The organism is Streptomyces sp. WZ-12, assembly GCF_028898845.1.
In the GTDB taxonomy this organism is placed as follows: Bacteria; Actinomycetota; Actinomycetes; order Streptomycetales; family Streptomycetaceae; genus Streptomyces.
The window spans coordinates 920,195-940,595 of the sequence record NZ_CP118574.1 but is presented as its reverse complement, the minus strand read 5'-3'; the positions used below and the strand labels follow the sequence as shown (position 1 = coordinate 940,595).

Below are 20,401 nucleotides of genomic sequence, written 5' to 3'. Positions count from 1 at the left end.
CGGTGTTGTAGGCTGGAATTGATCGTCGACAGTCGAAGCCTAGCGTGGAAATAGTAAGAGAGTGCGCATGAAGAAGGTGAAGGGTTTTCCGTCCGACGGCACGGCGTCCGCGGTGCCGGACTCCGCCGTGGCCGAGCTGCGCGGCGCGGTGATGGCACTGGCCCGACGCATGCGCACCGAGCGCGGTGACGGCGCGCTGCCCGCCACCAAGCTGCTCGTGCTGTCCCGCCTCGGCCGGCACGGCCCGGCGACCCCCGGGCGCCTCGCCGCGGCGGAGCGGCTCCAGCCGCAGTCCCTCACCCGCACCCTCGCCGACCTCGCCGAGCAGGGACTCATCGTCCGCACCCGCAGCACGGGCGACCGCCGCCAGCAGACCATCGCGATCACGGACGCCGGCCTCGCCGTCCTGCACGCCGATGTCGCCGACCGGGATGCCTGGCTCGCCGGTGCCCTGGAGCAACTCAACGAGACGGAGGCCGGGGTCCTGCTCCTCGCCGCGGGTTTGATGCGCCGCCTGGCCGAGGGTTAGCGGACGTTGACGGCGAAGCGATGGTGAGCGGGGGCGCAACCGACGAAGGGCCCGCTCGGCGCGCGAGCGGGCCCCGGGCTGTTGCTGAGCGCCAGCGCTCGCAGCAGTCAGCAGTCAGCGTCAGTAGTCAGCGTTCTTCGTTCGACTGGGGCGGCCTCAGCCGTTGCAACTGGTGAAGTCCGGGCTGGTCTTGGCCATGTAGATGCTGGACCGGCCCTGGTCGTCGTTCTTCAGCGGAACGGTGACGGTGTCCTTGGCCTTCCACGGGAACCCGTTCACATCGAAGGTCCACTCGCCGGTCACCTTCGTCGCCAGCGTCGACAGTGCCACCCAACCGTACTGGCGCGACGGAACCTCGATGGTCAGGCTGTTGCCGAGGTCCTTCTTCAGGTCGTAGCTGACTTGGCCGTTGAGGGTCAGGCTGACGCTTGCCTGGACGGGGCTCTCCGGGCCGGTCCCGATGCCCGAGGTGAAGGTGACGCCGAGCAGGCTCGACCAGCCGGAGGAGGTGTTCAGCGAGAACGTCCAAGGCACCGGCGATTCGGTGCCGTTGTACCAGACGGGGGAGACGCACTGCTTGGGCAGCGGCTCGGCCGGTGCCTGGGTGCCCTTCGTCCAGAAGCAGGTGGCGCCGTTCTTCTGGCAGCGGGTGGACGCGTAGTCGACCGCGGCCTTCAGCGCCGCGTCCCGGGCGGTGCCGGGGAGCTTCCACTGCTGGGCCTTGCTGCCGTTGCAGCCGTAGGTCTGGGTCCAGGCATCGTTGTACTGCGCGCCGAGGACCACGTCGATGCACTTGTTGTCCCCGGCATTACGGATCATGAACGTGTCCGTGGTGCCGTCGACGGGCTGGAAGTACCAACGCTGTGCGGACGATCCGGAGCAGGTCCGCTGCTTGAGCGGGAGCCCGACCTCGATGCACTTGCCGGTGTCCTCGTTGGCGAGGGTGAAGGACGAGTCCGGACCCTGGAGACGGGCCTGCCACTTCTGGTGGTAGCCCGGCGCGGAGTTGGTGACGATGAAGACGCCGTCGCCGCCGTTGCCGTTCTGCACGTCCAGGTTCCGGCCGTTGTTGGCGGAGGTGAACGTCAGGCAGGACAGGCCCGTGCAGTCGTCCGCGGCCTGTGCGGCACCGGCCTGGGTGGTCAGGCCCAGGGTGATGCCGAGAACGGCTATCAGGACGGTTAACGCTCTGTGGAAGACCGGTGGTCTGTGCGGTTTCACGCCAGAACAACCCCCTCTTGTCTGGTTCGGAGTGTCGGTGGTGCAATCCACCGTGTTGAGGAGAGTATCCGCAACTGACGATCTTGAGGAGAGGGTTGTCCGTCACAGTCGGGTGGTTGGCGGGTTCGGATGGTGGGGACCGCGCTGCCTGCGCACGAGTCGAGCGCCGCTCCGCATCGATTCGCTTCGCCCGTCGCTCTCCCGCCCGCACCGCCGCACACAAATCCGGGACAATGGCGAGGGCGGTCCGGGGAGTCCGGAAACCAGGAAAATCGAGAGCCTCCCGCCTCCGGTGGCCGATTGGATTCAACTCCCCTATTTCTACTAGAATTTGGGGTGCACCAAACGAGAAAGGGGCGCGCCGATATGGCTGTCAAGGAAACCATCCAGGTTGATGAGTCGCAGAAGGATGAGCCGGGTGTTCAGGAGGTAGTAACCCCCGTTCCGGTCGGAAGTCAGATCGTCAAGAAGGCGACTTACTGGCGTTCGGTTCTCCAGGACGACCTCAACCCCGAGGTGACGGACGGCGTCGCGACGGTCAAGTTCGCCGTGCCCGCGATGGTCGACGAGGAGTACGAGACCGGCGAGGTGAACGAGGACGGCACCAAGGAGATCGGCATCCGTCAGGTGCTCGACCTCAAGTGGTACGAGGCCGACCTCGGCGCCGAGAACGTGGCCAAGCTCCAGGAGGCCGTCAAGTCCTTCGTGGCCGTGGCCCGCGACTCCGAGGCCCCCGCTTCGAAGCCGGCGCGCAAGAAGCGCACGGCCAAGTAAAGCAAAGATCGCCAAGAACGCCCCCTCCCCGAGGGGGCGTTGCCTTTCTTACGCCGTCGTGCCTCTTGGCGGTGGAAATGCGAGTGTGACGAGCGTACTGAAGCGACTCCTGTCAATTGGCTTTCTTGCCTTCTCTGTTCTGCTCACCGGTTGTGATGTCGTCGGCGATGCCCGCCCCTCGGGCCCGCCGACCACCACGGCGACCCCTTCCCGGTCCGGCACGGAACTGGCCGCACGCTATCGCCAGGCAGGCGGCGACGCGGACATCTATGGCATCCGGCACGCGAAGGGCGAAAAGGGCTTCCCCGTGCTGAGCGTGTGGACCCACAAGAAGGGCGGATATCAGAACTTCGACGACATCGCGAACTCGCTCACCCTCTTCCTTTCCAAGGAAGGCGTCCGCCTCGACCGGGGCTACCTCCTCAACGCGTACGCCCCTGACGGCACCCGCCTGCACAGCCTTGACACCGTTCCGGAGCACAACTGGCCGCAGTCGAGCGGGTGATCGGCGCGCGGCCCAGTCGGGCGTCCTGCCGTGCCTGTCGTGCCTGGCCGGCACGGTAGAGCTCGGTCATGCGGCGGCGAGGTGGCGTTCGAGGGGCGTGCGGTAGCAGGGGGTGACCCGGGCGCCGTCGAGGAAGGCGGTCAGACGGTCGATCTCGTTGCGGATGGCGGTGTGGGCTGCGCGGCCGGGGTCGGTGAGGAGCCGGTGGTTGAGGTGGCCTTCGGGGTGTTGGGCCCAGGCACCGACGATGCGGCCGTTCCACCAGACGGTCGGGCCGATGTTGCCGTTGCGGTCGAAGAGGGCCTTGGCGTGGTCGGGTTCGAGGTACCAGTCACGGTGGCGCCAACCCATCGCCGTGGGGTCCAGGCCGGGGAGGAGGGCGACCGCCGGTTCGGGCGCGGTGGGGGCGTCGAGGTCCTCGGGGAGGAGGTAGCCGGTGCCGTGGTCGTCGAGGGCGACGGCCTGGGCGCCGGCGGCGGCCAGTGCCTTGCGGGCGTCGGTGAGGCCCCAACCCGTCCACCACTTCAGGTCGTCCACGGTGATCGGGCCGAACGCCTTGAGGTAGTGGCGGGCCAGTGTGGTCTTGGCCTCGACCACCGGTATCGGTGGCAGGGGTTGGGCCGGCGCCCACCGGAACTGCGCGGAGGTCCACGAACCGGCCGGTCGGGCCCGACGGATGCGGCCCTCGGCGGCGAGCACCCCCAGGACGGCGCTGCTGACGCGCTGCCGGGACTCGTACGGCTTGCCGGGAGAGGTGACGAGCTGTTCGCGCAACGCCGGTACGTCCGCGGCGAGTTGGGTAGCGGTGGCCGCGCCGCGGGCCACGAGGGCGGCGAGCGTGGCCTGTTCGGCGGCCGCGTAACGGCGCTCGTCCCAACCGACCGCGTCGCGCAGTCTCGCGAGGGTGTCGGCGCGGTGCCGATGGGTGTCGCGGACGGTCGCGGACCGGACGGCCGGGGCCAGGCATGCGGGGAGGACGAACATGGTGCGGCGCATGCACCGGATGCGCTCCAACGTCGGCGTTCCGTTGGTGCCCGCGGTGGCGTCGTCGGCGTAGAGCGCACGCTCGATGGTGGCGACGGTGGGCCGGTGCATGCGGGCGGCCGTGGCGAGGAAGACGGTGGCGGGGTCGGTGGCGTGCAGGCCGACCAGCGCCTCGGCGACCGCCTCGGGCGTCCGCACCCGGCCGGCGGGCGCGAGGAGTTGACGGTGCATGAGGCGGGTGCGGCGCTGGCCGGCGGTGATGCGGGGCAGGACGGTCATGGTCGCTCGCGGTGGTGAGAGGGGGTGGGACGGTGGGAGGGGCGGTCTGGCGCGCCGCGCTCGGCGGTCAGCGGACGACCTTGATGCCGAAGTGGCCGCCGAACTGTTGCCCCAGGCCGAAGCCGATGGCCGAGTGCAGGTGTGCGTACATCTCCATGCCGCGGGCGCACACCAGCGGGCCGAGGTCGAGGACGTCCCGCCAGCCGTAGGACGTCAGCAACCCGGTCGTCTGCTGCTTCGCGTCGGCGTGGTCACCGGCGACGAACATGGTGTGGTTCCCGTCGCCGACCGTCTGCGGGTCCACCACGGTGGCCTGCTCCTGGGTGACGAAGGACTTCACCACCTTGGTGTCGGGCAGGGCGCGTTGGATCCGCTCGCCGAGGCTGTCGGTGTCGCACGGGTCCAGTTTGGGCATCACGCCCCACGGCGTCGGCCAGGGGTGTTCGCTGTTGTGCTGGTAGACGAACGGCACGGCGTAGTCGATCAGGGTCTTGTCCCTGAGGACGTCGGCGAGGGGGGTGAGGGCGGCGACCGCGTTGTGGCCGTCGATGCCGTTGACGACCAGCCCGTCGGCGGCGGCCGCGGCCTCGCCGAAGGTCAGCAGCGTGACGCCGGGGTGCTCGGCGAGGAACTGCTGGAAGGGCGGGTTGCCCATCATGTCTGGCTCGGTGCGGGCCAGCGTGGCCTGCGGATCGCGGGTGCCGACGGCCACCTCGTGGCCCAGCTCCAGCAGCTTGGCGATGTGGGAGCGGGCGCCGCCACCGGTGCCGAGAACAGCGATCTTCATGAGAAATCCCTCCGGATGCAAAGCGTGTTGTTCCGTTGCGCTGCGTCATGTCATGCCATGTCGCGTGATGTCCCGTGCGGACTCCGCCCACGGTAGGAGGGATTCCGGACAGCCCCTGTCCTTTGACGCCGGCATCATGGAATTCATGACGAGCGACATGACCGGCCGCATGCTGCGGCTGCTGTCCCTGCTCCAGACGCGGAGAGAGTGGTCCGGCCTCGACCTCGCCGAGCGACTGTCGGTGACCGTGCGTACCGTCCGCCGCGACATCGACCGGCTGCGCGCGCTCGGCTACCCCGTCGACAGCGCCCGCGGGCACGCCGGCGGTTACCGCCTGGCCTCCGGCAGCGACCTGCCTCCCCTGCTGTTGGACGACGAGGAGGCGGTCGCCATCGCCGTCGCCCTGCGCACCGCCGCCGGCGGGCTGACGGGGATCGAAGAGACCGCCCTGCGTGCCTTGGCCAAACTGGAACAGGTGCTACCCCGTCGCCTGCGCGGCCAAGTCACCGCCCTCCAGTCATCCGTTGCGGGCATCGCGTGGGAGTCCCGCGGGCCACGCGCCGACCCGGGCCTGCTCGCGACCCTCGCCGTGGCCTGTCGCGATCACGAGGTCGTCACCTTCGACTACCGCACCCGCCACGGCGGCGCGGCCCGGCGCCGGGTGGAGCCCTGTCATCTGGTGGCGTCGGGCGACCTCTGGTACCTCCTCGCGCACGACCTCGACAAGAAGGACTGGCGTCTCTTCCGCCTCGACCGCATCGCCGACGCCACGCCAACCGGGCGGCGCGTTCCGCCGCGCCCCGTCCCCGGTGGCGACCCCGCCGCCTACGTCGCGAGCCGACTGTCCGCCGCCCCCACCCGCTACCGTGCCGTCGCCACCGTGCACGCCCCCGCCGCACACGTCCGCGCCCACACCCGCGGCCTGGCCACCCGCATCCGGGCCGTCGACGAGCGCACCTGCCGCGTCGACGCCTCCGACGACACCCTGCCGCGCATCGCCCAGACCCTCGCCTGCCTGGACTCCCCGTACACCCTGGACGCCGACCCCGAAGTCCTCGCCCATCTGCGTGACGTCGCCCACCGCACCCTGCGCGCCACGGGTTAACTGGCCCATGGGTCAGGGGTGTTGGCGGTGCAGGGATACGCGACTCCAGTGTTCGCGACCCAACTCGGCCTGTGCAAGTGAGGGTTGGGGGTGGTGGGCTGATCGTCGGCTCCGCCCTTGGTGACGGCGAGGCTCGGAAGCGCAAATGCGTTGGCTCCTCCGGTCGGCTTCCCTACGCTTCCGGCATGGCAACCGCGCTCCGCTTGGCGGAGATCACCCCCGACAACTTCGACGCCGCCATCGCCCTGGAAGTGCGCCCTGGCCAGGGGCACTTGGTCGCCCCGGTTGTCAAGTCCCTCGCCGAGGCGTATCCGCATCCCGGCGTTGCCTGGCCCCGGTTGATCTTCGACGGTGACCGGCTCGTCGGCTTCCTGATGGCCTTCTTCGACATCGACTTCGCCGGCGATGGCACCACCGACATCCGCTCCGGGCTGTGGCGCCTGAACATCGCGGCCGGCGAACAGGGCCGCGGCTACGGCCGGTTCGCCGTCCGCGCGGTGGCCGCCGAGATCAAGCGCCGTGGCGGCGGCCGCCTGACGGCCAGTTGGCATCCCGGCGACGACGGCCCCGAGGACTTCTACCTCCGCCTGGGATTCCGGCTGACCGGGGAGATGAGCGGAGACCAACGCGTCGGCGAACTGGAGCTTGCCTGACCTCGCCCGGGCCGGGAGACGACCGGAGCCTGGACCTCTCACCCGGCAGCAGCAGGTATGGAGAAGGCCGTTCCTCGGCCCCGGCGTTGGCCTGGATGTGGATGTGGCGCTCGTCGAGGCCGCACAGGATCGCGTCGTGGCCGGCCTCGCGGAGGTGAGGAGCCGGTTCCCGTCGGCCTGTCGAAGAACGTTCACAGCCCGTCGAGGTCGCTGGGCCCTTAGTTGAACCTGTCAGCGAAGATGAGCGGTCGGTGGCTGCGGCGGCGGCCGTCGGTGGCGAGGTAGACGTGGGCGGTGCCGGGTGGCGGTGTGGTCCTCCACCGCTGGACGGCGCAATCGAGGTGGGAGGTCTCGGCGTCACCGGCCGCCGAGTCGCGGTGGTACCGCCGTACGGGGTCGCGGAGCCCGGCACGGACGGACCCGGGACGTCGCCTCCTGGAGGCCACTGCGGAGGGCATCCCGGTGGTCGTGCAGGGGGCGTTGCCGCCTTGGCTTACCGCGCCTGCGGGCGTGGCGGAATGCCGAGGTCGTCCAGTAGGGCACGAACGCGGCGTTCGATCTCCTCGCGGATGGGTCGGACGGCGTCAACTCCCCGGCCGGCGGGGTCGTCGAGCTGCCAGTCCAGGTACTTCTTACCGGGGAAGACGGGGCAGGCGTCGCCGCACCCCATGGTGATCACCGCGTCGGCGGCTTGCACCGCCTCGGTGGTCAGTACCTTCGGGACCTGAGCGGACAGGTCGATCCCCTTCTCGGCCATCGCCTCGACCACGGCCGGGTTGACGGTGTCGGCGGGAGCGGAACCGGCGGAGCGGACCTCGACCCGGTCGCCGCCGAGGTGGGTGAGGAAGGCGGCGGCCATCTGGGAGCGTCCGGCGTTGTGGACGCAGACGAACAGCACCGACGGCTTGCGGGAGTTAGTCACGTGCGGGCTCTTTCAGGCCGGCCGGCTCGGCGGCCGGGTGGAGGGCGTTGTCGGGGAAGAAGCGGCGGGCGGCCAGCGCGACGTAGACCAGGCCGATCAGGACCGGGACCTCGATGAGGGGGCCGACGACGCCGGCCAGGGCCTGGCCGGAGGTCGCGCCGAAGGTGGCGATGGCGACGGCGATGGCGAGTTCGAAGTTGTTGCCGGCCGCGGTGAACGACAGCGTCGTCGCCCGCGGGTAGTCCAGGCCGACGGCCTTGCCCAGGGCCATCGACCCGGCCCACATCAGGGCGAAGTACACCAGCAGCGGCAGCGCGATCCGCGCGACGTCCAGCGGGCGGGAGGTGATCGCGTCCCCCTGGAGGGCGAAGAGCACGACGATCGTGAACAACAGCCCCCACAGGGCGAACGGGCCGATCCGGGGGACCAGTTGCGTCTCGTACCAGGTGCGGTCCTTGGCCTTCTCGCCCAGGCGCCGGGTGAGGAACCCCGCGAGCAGGGGGATGCCGAGGAAGATCAGTACGCTGCGGGCGATCTCCCACACCGAGACGTTCAGCCCGGTCTGTTCCAGGCCGAGCCAGCCGGGCAGGACCGAGAGGTAGAACCAACCCAGCAGGCTGAACGCCAGGACCTGGAAGACGGAGTTGAGCGCGACGAGGACGGCGGCGGCCTCGCGGTCGCCGCAGGCCAGGTCGTTCCAGATGATGACCATGGCGATGCAGCGGGCCAGGCCGACGATGATCAACCCGGTCCGGTACTCCGGCAGATCGGGCAGGAAGAGCCAGGCGAGGGCGAACATCACGGCCGGGCCGACGAGCCAGTTGATCGCCAGTGAGGGGATCAACAGGCGGCGGTCGCGGGTGACGGTGTCCAGGCGGTCGTAGCGGACCTTGGCCAGCACCGGGTACATCATCACCAGCAGCCCGAGCGCGATCGGCAGCGAGACGCCGGTGACGGTCACCTTCGCCAGCGCGTCCCCCAGCCCCGGCACCAGGCGTCCAAGGCCGAGGCCGGCGGCCATGGCCAGCAGGATCCACACGGCCAAGAAGCGGTCCAGGAACGACATCTGGGCCGCGACCGGTCCGGCCACCGTTGTGTTCCTCCCGGTCATGAGGTGGCTCCCGCGGGCTTCTGGTCGGTCTTCGGCAGGGGCTGCCCGGTCGGGCGGGTCAGGATGCCGGCGAGGCGGTCGGTCATCTCGGGCAGCAGCCAGTAGTAGACCCACGTCCCACGGCGTTCGCAGTCGATCAGCCCGGCCTGCCGCAGCAGCTTGAGGTGGTGGGAGATCGTCGGCTGCGACAGGTCGAACGCCGGCGTCAGATCGCAGACGCACACCTCGCCGCCGGCCCGGGAGGCGATCATCGACAGCAGCCGCAGCCGCACCGGATCGCCCAGCGCCTTGAAGACCTTCGCCAGCTCGATGGCCTGGCCCTCGTCCATGGGCGCGGTCAGCAGCCCGGGACAGCACTCCTGGGCCTGGCCCAGCACCTCAAGCTCTTGATTCGACATTCCTCTATGTTGACGAACTTCGATCCAAGATGCAAGGTTGCATCGACAAGCATCAATGCAATGTCATGCGATGAGGAGGGCGTCATGTCCCGCGTCCAGCTCGCCCTGAACGTCCCCGATCTTGAGGCGTCGGTGGCGTTCTACTCCAAGCTCTTCGGCGTCGAACCGACCAAGCGCCGCCCCGGCTACGCCAACTTCGCCGTCACCGAGCCGCCGTTGAAGCTCGTCCTGATCGAGGGCGAGCCCGACCAGGAGACCCGCCTGGACCACCTCGGCGTCGAGGTCGCCTCCACCGATCTGGTCACCGCCGCCATCGACCGGCTCAAGGAAGCCGGCCTGGCCACCTTCGAGGAGAACGACACCTCCTGCTGCTACGCCCTCCAGGACAAGGTCTGGGTCCACGGCCCGGGCCGGGAACCCTGGGAGGTCTACGTCGTCAAGGCCGACGCCGACCAGATGGGCAAGGCCCCCGCCCTGGAAGGCGACAACGCCTGCTGCACCGACGGTCAGCCCGCCACCTGAGCCCCACCCGTCCACCACTCCGACGACAACCACCAACCGGCAGCGGCGGGCTGCGGTGAGTCCGAGGGAGGCCAGGGAGTTGTGGGGATCTCGTGCTCAGCCCAGGCCGTCCGCGCCCACTGCGGTGGCCGATTCGTCGAGGACGGGGGCGGTGACGGGCTGGGGTTGCCGTCGAGTTCGAGGACCGGGGCGGCCTCCTTGTACCAGGACCCGATCACGGCGTTGCCCCAGAAGTCACGACGGCCTCCTCGCCAAGGAACGCGCCCCCTACGACGGCCGCGCGGTGTTCCCGGAACTCACCGGGACCGGCCGCGCGGCGATCGGCGCCGCGTTCCGCGCGCACAACGCACGCGAGGGTGCCTGGGCCGGCTCCCTCAGCGAGACGGAACAGCACACCCTCATCGAGCTGCTGGACAAGCTGACCGCCCACTCGCCCCACTTCGACGCCCGGTACCGCGCCCGACGGGGCACGCCTCGAAGGTCCCAACGCGCCCCAGCGCTACGGGACATCGTCCTCCGTGACGACGAAACTGGCCAGGATCCGCTTGCCCTGGCCGGTCCAGTCGGGCTCCACGCTGAGCGCCCCGTCGTACCAGGCGGCCAGCTCCCGCACGGTGCCCAACCCCGTGCCCGGTGTTGCGGATTCCATGGCCGGAAGCCGGGGGTCATGGTCGGCCACCGCCACGACCAGATGTCCGACCCCCCGCTCCACCGTGACCTCCGCCGTGGGTGACTTCTCCGCGGCGTGCCGCAGGACGTTGGCCACCAACTCGCTCACCACCAGCAGCGCCGCGTCCGACAGTGACGATCCGGTGGCTATCCCGCACCGGGCCAGTCGCGTTGCCGTCCCCTCCCGGGCGCGGAGCACCGCCCCGGGTCCGGTGAGCAGCGTGAACGTGTCCTGCCGCTGCGACGGCCGGGCGTCCTGACCGTCGGTCACCGGGGCGTCGTGCGGGCTGCCCCACGGCGGAAACCAGTCTGCGTGAATCACGAAGCCCTCGTCGGCGTGGGCCCCGCGGTGCCGTGCCGCGTCAGAGGGGCGGCGTGCCCGACGAGCATCGTGTCTCCTCCACTCATGGGTGATGGCGCTTCATGGCAACCGGTGACTTGCAGAACCCTGCAAGTGTATGGGGGGTGGGAGCCGCCCTGTATTGGCCGGATGAGGAATTGCAAAATTTCGCAATCAGTTGGATGCTGTTCGGCCTGGAGATACCGAAATGCCGTGTCGCCGTGCCCGTAGGCAGCCGCGGGCGCGGCCTTGCCGAGTGACGTCCCCAACGGGCGTCATGGGGGAAACCCGAGGAGCCATGTCCGTTCCGCTGTACCAGGCCAAGGCCGAGTTCTTCCGGATGCTCGGCCATCCCGTGCGGATACGGGTGTTGGAGCTGTTGCAGGACGGGCCGAAGCCGGTGCGGGACCTGCTCGCCGAGATCGAGGTGGAACCCTCGGGCCTCTCCCAGCAGTTGGCGGTGCTGCGCCGCTCCGGGATCGTCACCGCGACGCGGGAGGGCCCGACGGTCGTCTACGAACTGGCCGGCGGGGACGTCGCGGACCTGATGAGGGCGGCGCGCCGGATCCTGACCGAAATGCTGGCCGGCCGGAACGCGTTGCTGACCGAGCTGCGGGACGCCGGTAGCGCGACGCGATGACGACATCCCGGACCGGCCGGTCGATCACCGGCCGCCAACCCGCCGGCGCGGAGGCGTGATGCTCACACCCCTGGCAACGCTGCCCTACCGGCACGTGCTCACGCTGCCCACCGAGCCGTCCGCCGTGCGGATAGCCCGCGAAACCGCCGAGCTGACCCTGAACGGATGGGGCATCGGCCTGCAACACCCCTCGATCGACCCGGCGTTGCTGATCCTGAGCGAGCTGGTCACCAACAGCATCCGGCACGCCGCCGCACACTCCCCGCAGGTCACGGTGATCTACGGGGCCGGCCGGGACCGCCTGGTCCTCGCCGTCCATGACACCCATCCCTACCGGCCGCCCTTGGACGGGACCGTTGCCAGCACCCGCGCCGGCGGCGGACTGGCCACGGTCATGGAACTCGTCCTCGGCCTCGGCGGCACGGCGGTCGTCCGTGCGGACGTCATGGTCGGCGGCAAGAGCATCTGGATCACCCTGCCCCTCTGACCCCGCCCCTCTACTCCGACAGGCCGCCCGCGCAAGGGAGTTCACATGACCATCGAATGGCGCTACACCGTCGAGGAGGACCTCGGCGTGCTGTCCGTCGCCGGGTACCTGGGCCCGGACGCGGCCCGTCGCTTCACCGGTGCGATCGGCTGGGTGCTGGCCCGCGGCACCGGTCCGGTCATCGTCGACCTGGGCGAACTGCGCAGTTGCTCCAGCGAGGGGCAGTTGGCCATCGCCGAGGCCGCCCGCCAGCTTGCCGCGGCGGGCCGCGCCCTGGAACTGGCCGCGATCCCCGCCGACGGCTCCCTCGTCCCGGCCGGCGACGGCTCGCCCCTCCCGATCCATGCCGACCTGGCCGCCGCGCGCGCGGCCCACGATGCGCCGCAGCGCGACGAGCCCGAGGCGGAGCGCGCAGCACGCCGGGAACGTCACGAGTGGCGCACCACCGGGTGGCCCGCCCCGAAGGACCGGCCGGCGTAGCCCCGACGGCGAGCGGTGCGCGGCAGCCACGGCCCGGCCCCTTTCCCGTCCGGCTTGCCGCGAGGCGGCCGGTCATCGCGCCGACGGCCGCGCCAAGTCCGCGATGCGCTGTATCAGTTCGGGATAGGCCCAGCCGGCCCCGGTGGCGGCGAGCGGCAGCAGGCTCGTCGCCGTCAGGCCGGGAAGCGCGTTGACTTCGATGCACATCGGCGCGCCGTGACCGTCGCAGCGGACGTCGGTGCGCGAGTACGCATCGGCGCCGAAGCCCAGGGCCCGGTGCGCGCGGACGGCCATGTCCTGTAGCCGGCGCGCGAAGCCGTCCGGCACCCGGGCCGGGCACACCTCGCTGACCCCACCCGGCTGGTACTTCGCCGCGTAGTCGAACAGGGGAGTCGTCAGCTCGATCTCGACCACGGGGAGCGCCCGGCTGCCGATGACGCCCACGGTGAACTCCCGCCCCGGGAGGAACGGTTCCACCATGAGCTCCTCGCCGGCGTGCGCGTCGGCGAGGAGCTCCAGTTCGGGGAGCGAGTCGACCCGGTGGACCGACACGCTCGAACCGCCCGCCACCGGCTTGACCACCACCGGTCCGGCGGCCACCAGTTCCCGTGCGGCCCGCGGCACCTCCCGCGTCCCGGGCCGCCACGGCACCCGGTTGGCCACCGGCAGACCGGCCGCGTCCAACACCGCCTGCGCCCGCGCCTTGTGCCAGGCCGCGGCGCAGGCGGCGCTGTCGGCACCGGTGAACGGCAGCCGCGCCCTCTCCAGCAGCGCCTGCACATGCCCGTCCTCGCCCCAGCCGCCGTGCAGCGCCAGGAACACCAGCTCCGCACCGCGCAGCAGTTCCAGGACCGGACCGCCGGTCAGGGCCGCGTGCATGCGGTGCTGCAACCGTTGCCGGTCGGCCGGGGACGGTGGTTCCTTCCCGACCGCGATCTCCTCGACGGCGGCGCCGGGTTGCAGCGGCCCGGCGAGTACCGGTACGCCGGCGGCCGGATCGACGAGCGTCACCTCGTGCCCCCGGTCCAGCAACGCCCGGGCCACCGACCGGCCCGAAGCGTGGGAGACGTCTCGCTCCGCGCTCTCTCCGCCGCACAGGATCACCACACGCATGTCTGAGTCCGCCGCTCCGTTCCGTCCCGACTGCTGCCTCGTCAGCCGAGTTCCTGACCCGCCATCACGGCAGGCATCGTAGGCACAGCGCCTTGGGTTTTCCAAGCTTGCACTTGGAAAACCCAAGGCGTGGGGGGTGTGTCGACCCATTGCTAGGGTTTGCCACCGCTGAGGTCTTCGTCGCTGAAGCCGGCGGCTCGACGCGGCGCGGCCCGGCCGGCTTCGATCCTGCCGCTTCCGCGTACGAGGATGGACTGCATGACCTTCACGAGTGGGTGGGCGCGTAGCCTCGCGGCCCGATGGGCGGGACCGTGCGGGTGTGCCGAGGGAGTGACGGCGCGATGAGCACACCGCTGTACCGGCTGAAGGCCGAGTTCTTCAAGACGCTCGGCCACCCCGTGCGCATCCGCGTCCTGGAGCTGCTGAGTCAGCGCGAGCACGCGGTGGCCGAGATGCTGCCGGAAGTGGGCGTCGAACCCGCGAACCTCTCCCAGCAGTTGGCGGTCCTGCGCAGGATGAACCTGGTCACGACCCGCAAGGAGGGCTCGACCGTCTACTACTCGCTGACCAGCCCGCACGTTGCCGAGCTGCTGCGGGTGGCGCGGACGATCCTGTCCGGGGTGCTGGCCGGGCAGGCGGAGCTGCTGGCCGACCTCCAGGGCGGGCAGGGCGAGCCGTCGTCCCGGCGGTAGGCGGCCAGGAGGTCAGCGGGCCAGCTCCTTGGTGATGCGGTCGAGCATGAACGCCGAGGAGTCGTGGGCACGTTCCTCCCGGGCGAAGACGCAGGCCCCAGCTCAAGCCTCGCGCTTAACCCTGTGACCAGAGCCGGCAGTGGTGGTCGGTGAGGAAGTCCGCGCGGTGGATGCCGCCCGGCCCGGTGTTGAACTGCTGGACGTAGGGGGCGGTGTCGCCGGTCGACATCCGCGGCCAGCGCGGCAGGTCCCGGGCGTTCGGCGCGCCGGTGTGCGCGAAGGCCGTCCAGTAGTCGACCATCTGCCCGGCCAGTGCGTCCTGCGCGGCGGTGAAGCGGGCGTGCCGGCCGCCGAGGTCGAAGAGGTAGGGGAGCTCGGTGGCGTGCGCGGCGCCCAACGGGAGTTGCGGCGACTCGGGGTAGCCGACGTTGGGTGCCTGACGGTCCGCGAACTCGTAGGCGTAGGTGGGGGTTTGACGGGCCAGTAGCCGGTCGGTGGCGAGGGTCGGGCAGGCGAAGACCCGGTCGGTGTTGAGCGCCGCCCAGGCCAGTGCGGGGGTGCCGTAGGTGGCGGGGGAGTAGACCGTCGCCCACTGCCGGGCGCGGTCGCCGAAGGTGTCCCGCAGCAGGGCGCGGTAGGAGTCGGCGGTGATCGGCTGCTGGTGTTGCAGGGTGGCGACGAAGGCCCGCATCTCGTCGCGGGTGTGGCCCTGGAGGACGGGGACCTTGTGGAACCGGCCCTGGCGCAGCGCGGTCACCGGGCGCTGCGGCACCAGCGGGGTGCCGTAGGAGACCTGTTGGAAGTCCGTGTTGGCGCTCAGGAGGGCGGCGGCGGGCTTGCCGCGCAGGCACGACAGGGCCCGGGCAGGTTGTGCGCAACCCAGCTTGGCGGCGTCCTGACGGCCCGCGGACTGGAGATCCGCCGATGAGATCCAGGGGGAGAAGTGATCGACCCCCGGATAGACGGCGTTCTTGCCGAAATCGACCGCGCAGGCGCCGCTTTGGACGATCGCCTTGGCGAACAACCCGGCCGCGCTCGGCGACGTGAGCTGGGTGCAGGTGCTCATTCCGCCGGCCGATTCCCCGGCGAGGGTGACATTGTGCCGGTCGCCGCCGAAGGAGCCGGCGTTGCGCTGCACCCAGCGCAGCGCCGCCTGTTGATCGGCCAGTCCGAAGTCGCCCGAGCCGGGCAGGCCCGGATAGCCGAAGTTGCCGAAGATCCCCAGCCGGTAGTTGACCGTCACCACGACGACCTGGCCGCGCACGGCCATCCGGTGCGCGTCATAGCTGCTGCCGGTGCCGGTGAGGAATCCGCCGCCGTGCAGCCAGACCACGACCGGCAGCGGACGGTGTCGATCGGTGCGCGGGACGGTCACGTTCAGATACAGACAGTCCTCGTTCGTACTGCCGCCGCGGACCTCCCCGTTGGGCGTCTGCGGGCAGGCGCTGCCGAGGCGATCGGCGTCCCGCACGCCCGACCACGGTCGGACCGGGGCGGGCGACCGCCACCGCAGCGGGCCCACGGGCGGCGCGGCATACGGGACCCCGGCGAACGTCCGGTAGTCCCCGTGGTCGACGCCGCGCACCGAGCCCGCATCGGTGGCCACGACCGGCCGCTCCGGCGGGCCCGGGGGCGCCGCCGCGACGGCGGACGATCCCAGGCAGGTGGCCCCGGCCAGCCCGGCGGCAAGTACGAACGGAACGAGGCGACGCGAGGTGAACCTCATTTCTCCTCCGTTGAGTCGAGTAGTGGCCGACCCTTTTCGAACTCCGTCGGCCGCTGGTGTTTCCCTGCGAAGTGCTCACGTCCCAGCCTCGCCGCCCGGCCGAACTCCCGGTAGGGCCAAGCCTCATCGACCTCGGCATGACATTTGTCCCGGGTGCGCGGTGCGGGCGGCGTCCCGAAGCCGCCGCGACAGTCTTGTACGGCCGTCTCCTCCGCTGATGTAATCGCCGACGACATCAGCGGAGGAGAAGCCCGATGCACATACCCCGGTTCCCGGAGCCCGCCGCCACCGGCACCGTCGCGATCCGCGCCAGCCCGGCCGAGGCGTACGCGGTCATCGGCGATCCGACCGTCATGGTCCGCTTCGCCGAAGAGGCGTACCGCGCCCGCTGGTTGGACGGCGCCACCGGTCCCACCGTGGGCGCGCGCTTCCAGGGCTGGAACCGCAACGGCCTGCGCCGATGGGCCACCCGCTGCCGCGTCACCGACGCCGAACCGGCCCAGCGCTTCGCCTACGAGGTGACGGCGACGCCGCTCGCCCTGCCCATCTCGCGCTGGCAGTACGACATCGAGCCAACCGGGGACGGCTGCACGGTCACCGAGACCAACTGGATGCGGGTGCCGCTGTGGTTCATCCCCGCCGCCGTCCTCATCACCGGCGTGCTCGACCGCAGGTCGGCCAACGGCACCCACATCGGCACCACGCTCGAACGCCTCAAGACCCATCTGGAGTCGGTGCCGAGCCCGCGCCCAACAGCCCCGTGACGCACCGACGTTGGCGTCGGCATCGGTGCCGGCGTCGGGACGCCCCGGTCGAGCGGAAGGAGCGTGCGCATGGAGCTGGAGCTTCGGCACCTGAGGGTGCTGTGTGCGATCGCCGACGTCGGGAGCGTGGGGCGGGCCGCGGTGGAGCTGGGCTACTCACAGCCGGCGATGAGCACCCAACTCCGACGCATCGAGCGGCACTTCGGGGCGCCGCTGTTCGAGCGGAACGCGTCGGGCGTGGAGCTGACCCCGTACGGTACGGAGGTCCTGGCGCAGGCCCGCGACGTACTGGCCCGGGCGGACGCCATCGGGCGCCGGCCGGGCGGGAACGCGGCCGGATCGCGCCGGCTGCTCCGCCTGGCGGCGACCAACTCACCGGTCCTGTCCGGGATGGTGGCCCGGCTGCGGAGCCGCCTGCCCGATGTCGCGCTCACGGTGAGCAGCGTGTACGCGTCGTCGGAGATCGTCCGGCTGCTGGAGGACGGGGCGGTGGACGCGGCGATCGCGGCCGACTACCCGGGGTTGGAACTGCGCCACTCGGCCGCGGTGGCGCACCGCGGCATCGTCACCGAGCCGTCCTTCCTCGCGCTGTCGGCGCGGCACCGGCTCAGGCACCGGGTGGAGGTGGGGCTCGCGGAGCTGGCCGACAGTGCCTGGTTCGTGACGCCGGACGACGGGGCGGGCTGGCCCGGGGTGTTCTACGCGGCCTGCGAGTCGGCCGGGTTCGCCCCGGCCGCGGTGCACGAATTCCTCGGCGATCAGCTCCAGTTGCAGAGCATGATCGCGGAGAGTCTCGGGGTGGCGGTCGTGCAGGCGACGCTCCGGCCGATTCCCGGCGTCGTCGTCAAGCCACTGATCGGTACGCCGCTGTGGTGCCGCTATGTGTTGGCCTGGCGACGGGAGAGCCTGGCCGACGAGTGCGCCGACACCCTGGTCGGCGCGGCCTCCGCGGCGTACCGCGCGCTGATCGCACAGTCACCGCACCTGCGGAGCTGGGCGTCCCGGACCTGGAGCCTGGCCAGGCCGTAGGGGCGACGGACGGGCCCGGGGCGCCGTCCCACGGGCTGTTATGGCCAGGCGGTCCCGGGTGCTATGCCACGCGTCGTTGTCGGCGGGAGGAGTGTCTTGAGAAGGTGACGATCACGCCTCGGCCTCTTCCGGGGCGCCTGTCGTCCACGAAGGAGCAGGGATGCGCTCTCGCTTCACCTGGCCCAGATGTGTGATCGGCGGCCTGGCCGCCTGCGCGACGATCGCCGGTTTCACGGCGACGCCGGCGCTCGCCACGCCCTCGCCCACGACCGACTCCAAGTCCGTTGCGCAGCAGGGTACTTATCGCACCGTGCCGCACTTCCCCCCGTCCCCGAAAGCCCCCTCGCCCACCGGTCCGGCCCTTGGCTCCGGTGAACGTTCCGTGGTCCAGGGCCGGCCGGTCGGCTCCGCCCGGCTCCGCCCGCTCAGCGCGAAGAATCCCCCCACTTCTTCGACTTCGGCGGCGGAGCACAAGGGCGGCCATCGCCCCGCCCCGGCCTCGTGCAGCCCGGGCGACTTCGGCGGCCGCACCGGAGCCGACCTGGTCACCGCGGTCAAGGCCGCGACCACGGAGTGCGTCAACTCGCTCTTCTCGCTCACCGGCAAGGACGCGCACGACGTGTTCCGCGAGGAGCAGATGGTCACCCTCGCCAACGCCTTCAAGGACGGGGCGTCGTCGTACGCCGGCGACAACTCCACCAACGTGTGGCAAGTCGTGCTCTTCCTGCGCGCCGGCTACTACGTGCAGTACAACCACCCCTCCGACGTGGGCCCGTACGGCCAGAACCTGGCCGCGGCCACCCAGGGCGGGCTGGACGCCTTCTTCGCCAACTCCCACTCGGCGGACGTCTCTTCGGGGAACGGCGACGTGCTCGGTGAGGCCCTGGTCCTGTCCGACAGCGCCAACGAACAGGGCCGCTACCTGAGCGTCTACCAGCGGATGCTCAAGGGCTACAACAGCTCCTACGACGCCATCCCCAGCATGCTGGCGGCCGTCAACGACACCTACACCCCGCTCTGGCGCGGAAACTGGAACGAGGCGTACGTCAAGGCGGTGACGGCCGACCCGAGCATCGTCGACACGCTCAACTCCTTCGCGCTGGACCACCGCGACCTGCTGGGCACCGACAAGTCCTACCTGGACTCCAACGCCGGTATGAACGTGGGGCGTTACGTGGAACACCAGCCGCTCCAGGCCAAGGTCCGGCCGCTCATCAAGGGCCTGTTGGACGCCTCGAAGATCACCGGTCCGACGGCGTCCCTGTGGGTCACGGTCGCCAGCCAGGTCGACGCCTACGACAAGGCCGACTGCGCCTCCTACGGAGTGTGCGACCTGCCCGGCCAACTCACCAAGGCGGCACTCCCGATCACCCACCCCTGCGACCAGACGCACACCATCAAGGCGCAGGCCCTGACCGCCGCCGACCTCGACGCCGCCTGCACCAGTCTGCTGCGCCAGGACCCGTACTTCCACCAACTGGTGAGGGACAACGGCCCGATACCCGACCAACACGAGTCGACCGTCCAACTCGTCGTCTTCGGCAGCCGCAACGACTACCAGACCTACGCCGGGGCGATCTACGGCGTCGATACCAACAACGGCGGTATCACCCTGGTCGGCGACCCGACCAAAGCCGACAACCAGCCGATGTCGATCATGTACCAGAGGGACACCGACAACGGCTTCCCCGCCCGGATCTGGAACCTCAACCACGAGTACACCCACTACCTCGACGCCCGCGACGACATGAAGGGCGACTTCAACCAGCAGACCACGGTCCCGGACGTCTGGTGGATCGAGGGGCTCGCCGAGTACGTCTCGTACGGCTACCGGGGCGTCACCGACGACGAGGCGGTGCGCCAGGCCGGCCAACACGCCTACAAACTCAGCACGTTGTTCCAGACCACCTACGCCAACAGCAACGAGACCCGCACCTACCCGTGGGGCTACCTCGCGGTCCGCTACATGTTCGAGAAGCACCCGCAGGACGTCGCCACCATGCTGGGGCACTTCAGGACCGGCGACTACGCGGGCGGCTACGCCGTCTACAACCGCGACATCGGCACCCGTTACGACGCCGACTTCGACGCCTGGCTGACGGCCTGCGCGTCCGGCGGTTGCACCGCCAAACAGGCACGCTGACGATCGACGGCGACGCGCCCCGCTGACCGGGACCCGACCGCCCGTCGCGCCGTACCTCGTGACCGTCGCACCACCCTCCGCCCCCGCACCGGCCGCGCGCCGATGCGGGGGCGGAGGTGCGCGGGGCGCCAACGGCAGCCGGTTGGACCCCGGCAGGCGCAGGAGCGCCCTCGCATACACCGGCGTCCCAGCCGCCACGTCGCACAGCCGGCTCAAAAGTGCGCCCTCCCGTGCACACACGCGCCCCCTCTTTGCACGGATTGCGCAACTGCGCAAGATTGTCGAGGGGCGATTACCGGCCTACTGTTGCTGCCGCCGTGGTGCTCGGGAAGACCGGTGTGAGACCGGAGCGGCCCTCGCCACTGTGATCGGGAAGTCCTCGCGTCATCCCCGCCGGGAACGGCGGGTGCCACTGGGCAGCTCATTGCCCGGGAAGGCGGCCGCGCGGACATTGGACCCGTAAGCCAGGAGACCGGCCACGGCACCGCACAACGACCCATCCACGAGGTGCTGGAGAGGCTGCCTGAT

Annotated in this window: 22 protein-coding genes and 1 riboswitch; of the genes, 13 read left to right on the top strand and 9 right to left on the bottom strand. The window is 70.6% G+C overall.

The window, feature by feature from the left end; all coding sequences use genetic code 11:
* Positions 1–67: 67 nt before the first annotated feature.
* Positions 68–529, top strand: a complete 462-nt coding sequence (locus PV796_RS03750) for a MarR family winged helix-turn-helix transcriptional regulator (protein WP_274911414.1) — start codon at positions 68–70, stop codon at positions 527–529.
* Between the two features lie 156 nt (positions 530–685).
* On the opposite strand, the gene PV796_RS03745 is transcribed toward PV796_RS03750, so the two are convergent.
* Positions 686–1,750: an RICIN domain-containing protein gene (locus PV796_RS03745; RefSeq protein WP_274911412.1), complete on the bottom strand. Its 1,065-nt coding sequence runs from the start codon at positions 1,748–1,750 to the stop codon at positions 686–688.
* A 366-nt stretch (positions 1,751–2,116) separates the two neighbouring features.
* Between PV796_RS03745 and PV796_RS03740 the strand changes: the two genes are divergently transcribed.
* Both PV796_RS03740 and PV796_RS03735 read left to right on the top strand, forming a co-directional pair.
* Positions 2,117–2,524, top strand: coding sequence for a hypothetical protein (locus PV796_RS03740; RefSeq protein WP_274911411.1), 408 nt, complete (start codon positions 2,117–2,119; stop codon positions 2,522–2,524).
* 85 nt (positions 2,525–2,609) lie between these two features.
* Positions 2,610–3,029, top strand: a complete 420-nt coding sequence (locus tag PV796_RS03735) for a hypothetical protein (protein WP_274911410.1) — start codon at positions 2,610–2,612, stop codon at positions 3,027–3,029.
* 66 nt (positions 3,030–3,095) lie between these two features.
* On the opposite strand, the gene PV796_RS03730 is transcribed toward PV796_RS03735, so the two are convergent.
* Positions 3,096–4,292 (bottom strand): winged helix DNA-binding domain-containing protein, encoded by a 1,197-nt coding sequence (locus PV796_RS03730; protein ID WP_274911409.1) that lies wholly within the window; start codon positions 4,290–4,292, stop codon positions 3,096–3,098.
* A gap of 67 nt (positions 4,293–4,359) precedes the next feature.
* Positions 4,360–5,079, bottom strand: coding sequence for an NADPH-dependent F420 reductase (locus tag PV796_RS03725; protein ID WP_274911408.1), 720 nt, complete (start codon positions 5,077–5,079; stop codon positions 4,360–4,362).
* 145 nt (positions 5,080–5,224) lie between these two features.
* Between PV796_RS03725 and PV796_RS03720 the strand changes: the two genes are divergently transcribed.
* A complete protein-coding gene (locus PV796_RS03720) occupies positions 5,225–6,184 on the top strand; it encodes a helix-turn-helix transcriptional regulator (RefSeq protein ID WP_274911406.1) in 960 nt (319 codons plus the stop codon).
* A gap of 185 nt (positions 6,185–6,369) precedes the next feature.
* Positions 6,370–6,837 (top strand): GNAT family N-acetyltransferase, encoded by a 468-nt coding sequence (locus PV796_RS03715; protein ID WP_274911405.1) that lies wholly within the window; start codon positions 6,370–6,372, stop codon positions 6,835–6,837.
* 493 nt (positions 6,838–7,330) lie between these two features.
* Here the strand turns inward: PV796_RS03715 and PV796_RS03710 are convergent, their stop codons facing one another.
* The 3 genes from PV796_RS03710 to PV796_RS03700 are packed head-to-tail and all read right to left on the bottom strand — an operon-like array spanning position 7,331 to position 9,268.
* Entirely contained in the window at positions 7,331–7,759 is a 429-nt protein-coding gene (locus PV796_RS03710) for an arsenate reductase ArsC (RefSeq protein ID WP_274911404.1), read from the bottom strand.
* Entirely contained in the window at positions 7,752–8,870 is a 1,119-nt protein-coding gene (arsB, locus tag PV796_RS03705) for an ACR3 family arsenite efflux transporter (RefSeq protein ID WP_274911403.1), read from the bottom strand. Before arsB ends, PV796_RS03710 begins: the two co-directional genes overlap by 8 nt.
* Positions 8,867–9,268 carry an ArsR/SmtB family transcription factor gene (locus tag PV796_RS03700; protein WP_274911402.1) on the bottom strand — a complete coding sequence of 134 codons (402 nt, stop codon included), beginning with the start codon at positions 9,266–9,268 and terminating at the stop codon, positions 8,867–8,869. The genes arsB and PV796_RS03700 overlap by 4 nt, the downstream gene beginning before the upstream one ends.
* Positions 9,269–9,352: 84 nt before the next feature.
* Between PV796_RS03700 and PV796_RS03695 the strand changes: the two genes are divergently transcribed.
* The gene (locus PV796_RS03695; RefSeq protein WP_274911400.1) at positions 9,353–9,790 is read left to right on the top strand and encodes an ArsI/CadI family heavy metal resistance metalloenzyme; all 438 of its coding nucleotides are present in this window, start codon (positions 9,353–9,355) and stop codon (positions 9,788–9,790) included.
* 499 nt (positions 9,791–10,289) lie between these two features.
* Here the strand turns inward: PV796_RS03695 and PV796_RS03690 are convergent, their stop codons facing one another.
* A complete protein-coding gene (locus PV796_RS03690) occupies positions 10,290–10,730 on the bottom strand; it encodes an ATP-binding protein (protein WP_274911399.1) in 441 nt (146 codons plus the stop codon).
* Positions 10,731–11,097: 367 nt separating this feature from the next.
* Between PV796_RS03690 and PV796_RS03685 the strand changes: the two genes are divergently transcribed.
* Genes PV796_RS03685 through PV796_RS03675 form a run of 3 tightly spaced genes read left to right on the top strand, consistent with a single transcriptional unit; the run spans position 11,098 to position 12,406 of the window.
* Entirely contained in the window at positions 11,098–11,439 is a 342-nt protein-coding gene (locus PV796_RS03685; protein ID WP_274911398.1) for an ArsR/SmtB family transcription factor, read from the top strand.
* Between the two features lie 58 nt (positions 11,440–11,497).
* A complete protein-coding gene (locus tag PV796_RS03680; RefSeq protein WP_274911397.1) occupies positions 11,498–11,926 on the top strand; it encodes an ATP-binding protein in 429 nt (142 codons plus the stop codon).
* 45 nt (positions 11,927–11,971) lie between these two features.
* Positions 11,972–12,406: an anti-sigma factor antagonist gene (locus tag PV796_RS03675; RefSeq protein WP_274911396.1), complete on the top strand. Its 435-nt coding sequence runs from the start codon at positions 11,972–11,974 to the stop codon at positions 12,404–12,406.
* A gap of 72 nt (positions 12,407–12,478) precedes the next feature.
* On the opposite strand, the gene PV796_RS03670 is transcribed toward PV796_RS03675, so the two are convergent.
* On the bottom strand, positions 12,479–13,519 hold the full coding sequence (locus PV796_RS03670) for a D-alanine--D-alanine ligase family protein (protein WP_274911395.1): 1,041 nt from the start codon (positions 13,517–13,519) through the stop codon (positions 12,479–12,481).
* Positions 13,520–13,860: 341 nt separating this feature from the next.
* Here PV796_RS03670 and PV796_RS03665 point away from each other — a divergent pair, with 341 nt between their 5' ends.
* Positions 13,861–14,211: an ArsR/SmtB family transcription factor gene (locus PV796_RS03665; RefSeq protein WP_274911394.1), complete on the top strand. Its 351-nt coding sequence runs from the start codon at positions 13,861–13,863 to the stop codon at positions 14,209–14,211.
* 115 nt (positions 14,212–14,326) lie between these two features.
* Here PV796_RS03665 and PV796_RS03660 read toward each other — a convergent pair whose 3' ends face one another.
* Positions 14,327–15,937, bottom strand: coding sequence for a carboxylesterase/lipase family protein (locus tag PV796_RS03660; RefSeq protein WP_274911393.1), 1,611 nt, complete (start codon positions 15,935–15,937; stop codon positions 14,327–14,329).
* 254 nt (positions 15,938–16,191) lie between these two features.
* Between PV796_RS03660 and PV796_RS03655 the strand changes: the two genes are divergently transcribed.
* The 3 genes from PV796_RS03655 to PV796_RS03645 all read left to right on the top strand — a co-directional run bounded on the left by PV796_RS03655 (position 16,192) and on the right by PV796_RS03645 (position 19,873).
* Positions 16,192–16,701 (top strand): SRPBCC family protein, encoded by a 510-nt coding sequence (locus PV796_RS03655; protein ID WP_274911391.1) that lies wholly within the window; start codon positions 16,192–16,194, stop codon positions 16,699–16,701.
* 69 nt (positions 16,702–16,770) lie between these two features.
* A complete protein-coding gene (locus PV796_RS03650; RefSeq protein WP_274911389.1) occupies positions 16,771–17,730 on the top strand; it encodes a LysR substrate-binding domain-containing protein in 960 nt (319 codons plus the stop codon).
* A 160-nt stretch (positions 17,731–17,890) separates the two neighbouring features.
* Positions 17,891–19,873 (top strand): collagenase, encoded by a 1,983-nt coding sequence (locus tag PV796_RS03645; protein ID WP_274911388.1) that lies wholly within the window; start codon positions 17,891–17,893, stop codon positions 19,871–19,873.
* Positions 19,874–20,174: 301 nt separating this feature from the next.
* Positions 20,175–20,368: riboswitch (cobalamin riboswitch) on the top strand.
* Positions 20,369–20,401: the final 33 nt, after the last annotated feature.

Excerpts from the sequence above, each read along its gene's own strand:
- PV796_RS03750 (WP_274911414.1), top strand. The coding sequence starts at position 68 with ATGAAGAAGGTGAAGGGTTTTCCGTCCGACGGCACGGCGTCCGCGGTG.
- PV796_RS03740 (WP_274911411.1), top strand. The coding sequence starts at position 2,117 with ATGGCTGTCAAGGAAACCATCCAGGTTGATGAGTCGCAGAAGGATGAG.
- PV796_RS03730 (WP_274911409.1), bottom strand. The coding sequence starts at position 4,292 with ATGACCGTCCTGCCCCGCATCACCGCCGGCCAGCGCCGCACCCGCCTC.
- PV796_RS03725 (WP_274911408.1), bottom strand. The coding sequence starts at position 5,079 with ATGAAGATCGCTGTTCTCGGCACCGGTGGCGGCGCCCGCTCCCACATC.
- PV796_RS03720 (WP_274911406.1), top strand. The coding sequence starts at position 5,225 with ATGACGAGCGACATGACCGGCCGCATGCTGCGGCTGCTGTCCCTGCTC.
- PV796_RS03715 (WP_274911405.1), top strand. The coding sequence starts at position 6,370 with ATGGCAACCGCGCTCCGCTTGGCGGAGATCACCCCCGACAACTTCGAC.
- arsB (WP_274911403.1), bottom strand. The coding sequence starts at position 8,870 with ATGACCGGGAGGAACACAACGGTGGCCGGACCGGTCGCGGCCCAGATG.
- PV796_RS03700 (WP_274911402.1), bottom strand. The coding sequence starts at position 9,268 with ATGTCGAATCAAGAGCTTGAGGTGCTGGGCCAGGCCCAGGAGTGCTGT.
- PV796_RS03695 (WP_274911400.1), top strand. The coding sequence starts at position 9,353 with ATGTCCCGCGTCCAGCTCGCCCTGAACGTCCCCGATCTTGAGGCGTCG.
- PV796_RS03685 (WP_274911398.1), top strand. The coding sequence starts at position 11,098 with ATGTCCGTTCCGCTGTACCAGGCCAAGGCCGAGTTCTTCCGGATGCTC.
- PV796_RS03680 (WP_274911397.1), top strand. The coding sequence starts at position 11,498 with ATGCTCACACCCCTGGCAACGCTGCCCTACCGGCACGTGCTCACGCTG.
- PV796_RS03675 (WP_274911396.1), top strand. The coding sequence starts at position 11,972 with ATGACCATCGAATGGCGCTACACCGTCGAGGAGGACCTCGGCGTGCTG.
- PV796_RS03670 (WP_274911395.1), bottom strand. The coding sequence starts at position 13,519 with ATGCGTGTGGTGATCCTGTGCGGCGGAGAGAGCGCGGAGCGAGACGTC.
- PV796_RS03665 (WP_274911394.1), top strand. The coding sequence starts at position 13,861 with ATGAGCACACCGCTGTACCGGCTGAAGGCCGAGTTCTTCAAGACGCTC.
- PV796_RS03660 (WP_274911393.1), bottom strand. The coding sequence starts at position 15,937 with ATGAGGTTCACCTCGCGTCGCCTCGTTCCGTTCGTACTTGCCGCCGGG.
- PV796_RS03655 (WP_274911391.1), top strand. The coding sequence starts at position 16,192 with ATGCACATACCCCGGTTCCCGGAGCCCGCCGCCACCGGCACCGTCGCG.
- PV796_RS03650 (WP_274911389.1), top strand. The coding sequence starts at position 16,771 with ATGGAGCTGGAGCTTCGGCACCTGAGGGTGCTGTGTGCGATCGCCGAC.
- PV796_RS03645 (WP_274911388.1), top strand. The coding sequence starts at position 17,891 with ATGCGCTCTCGCTTCACCTGGCCCAGATGTGTGATCGGCGGCCTGGCC.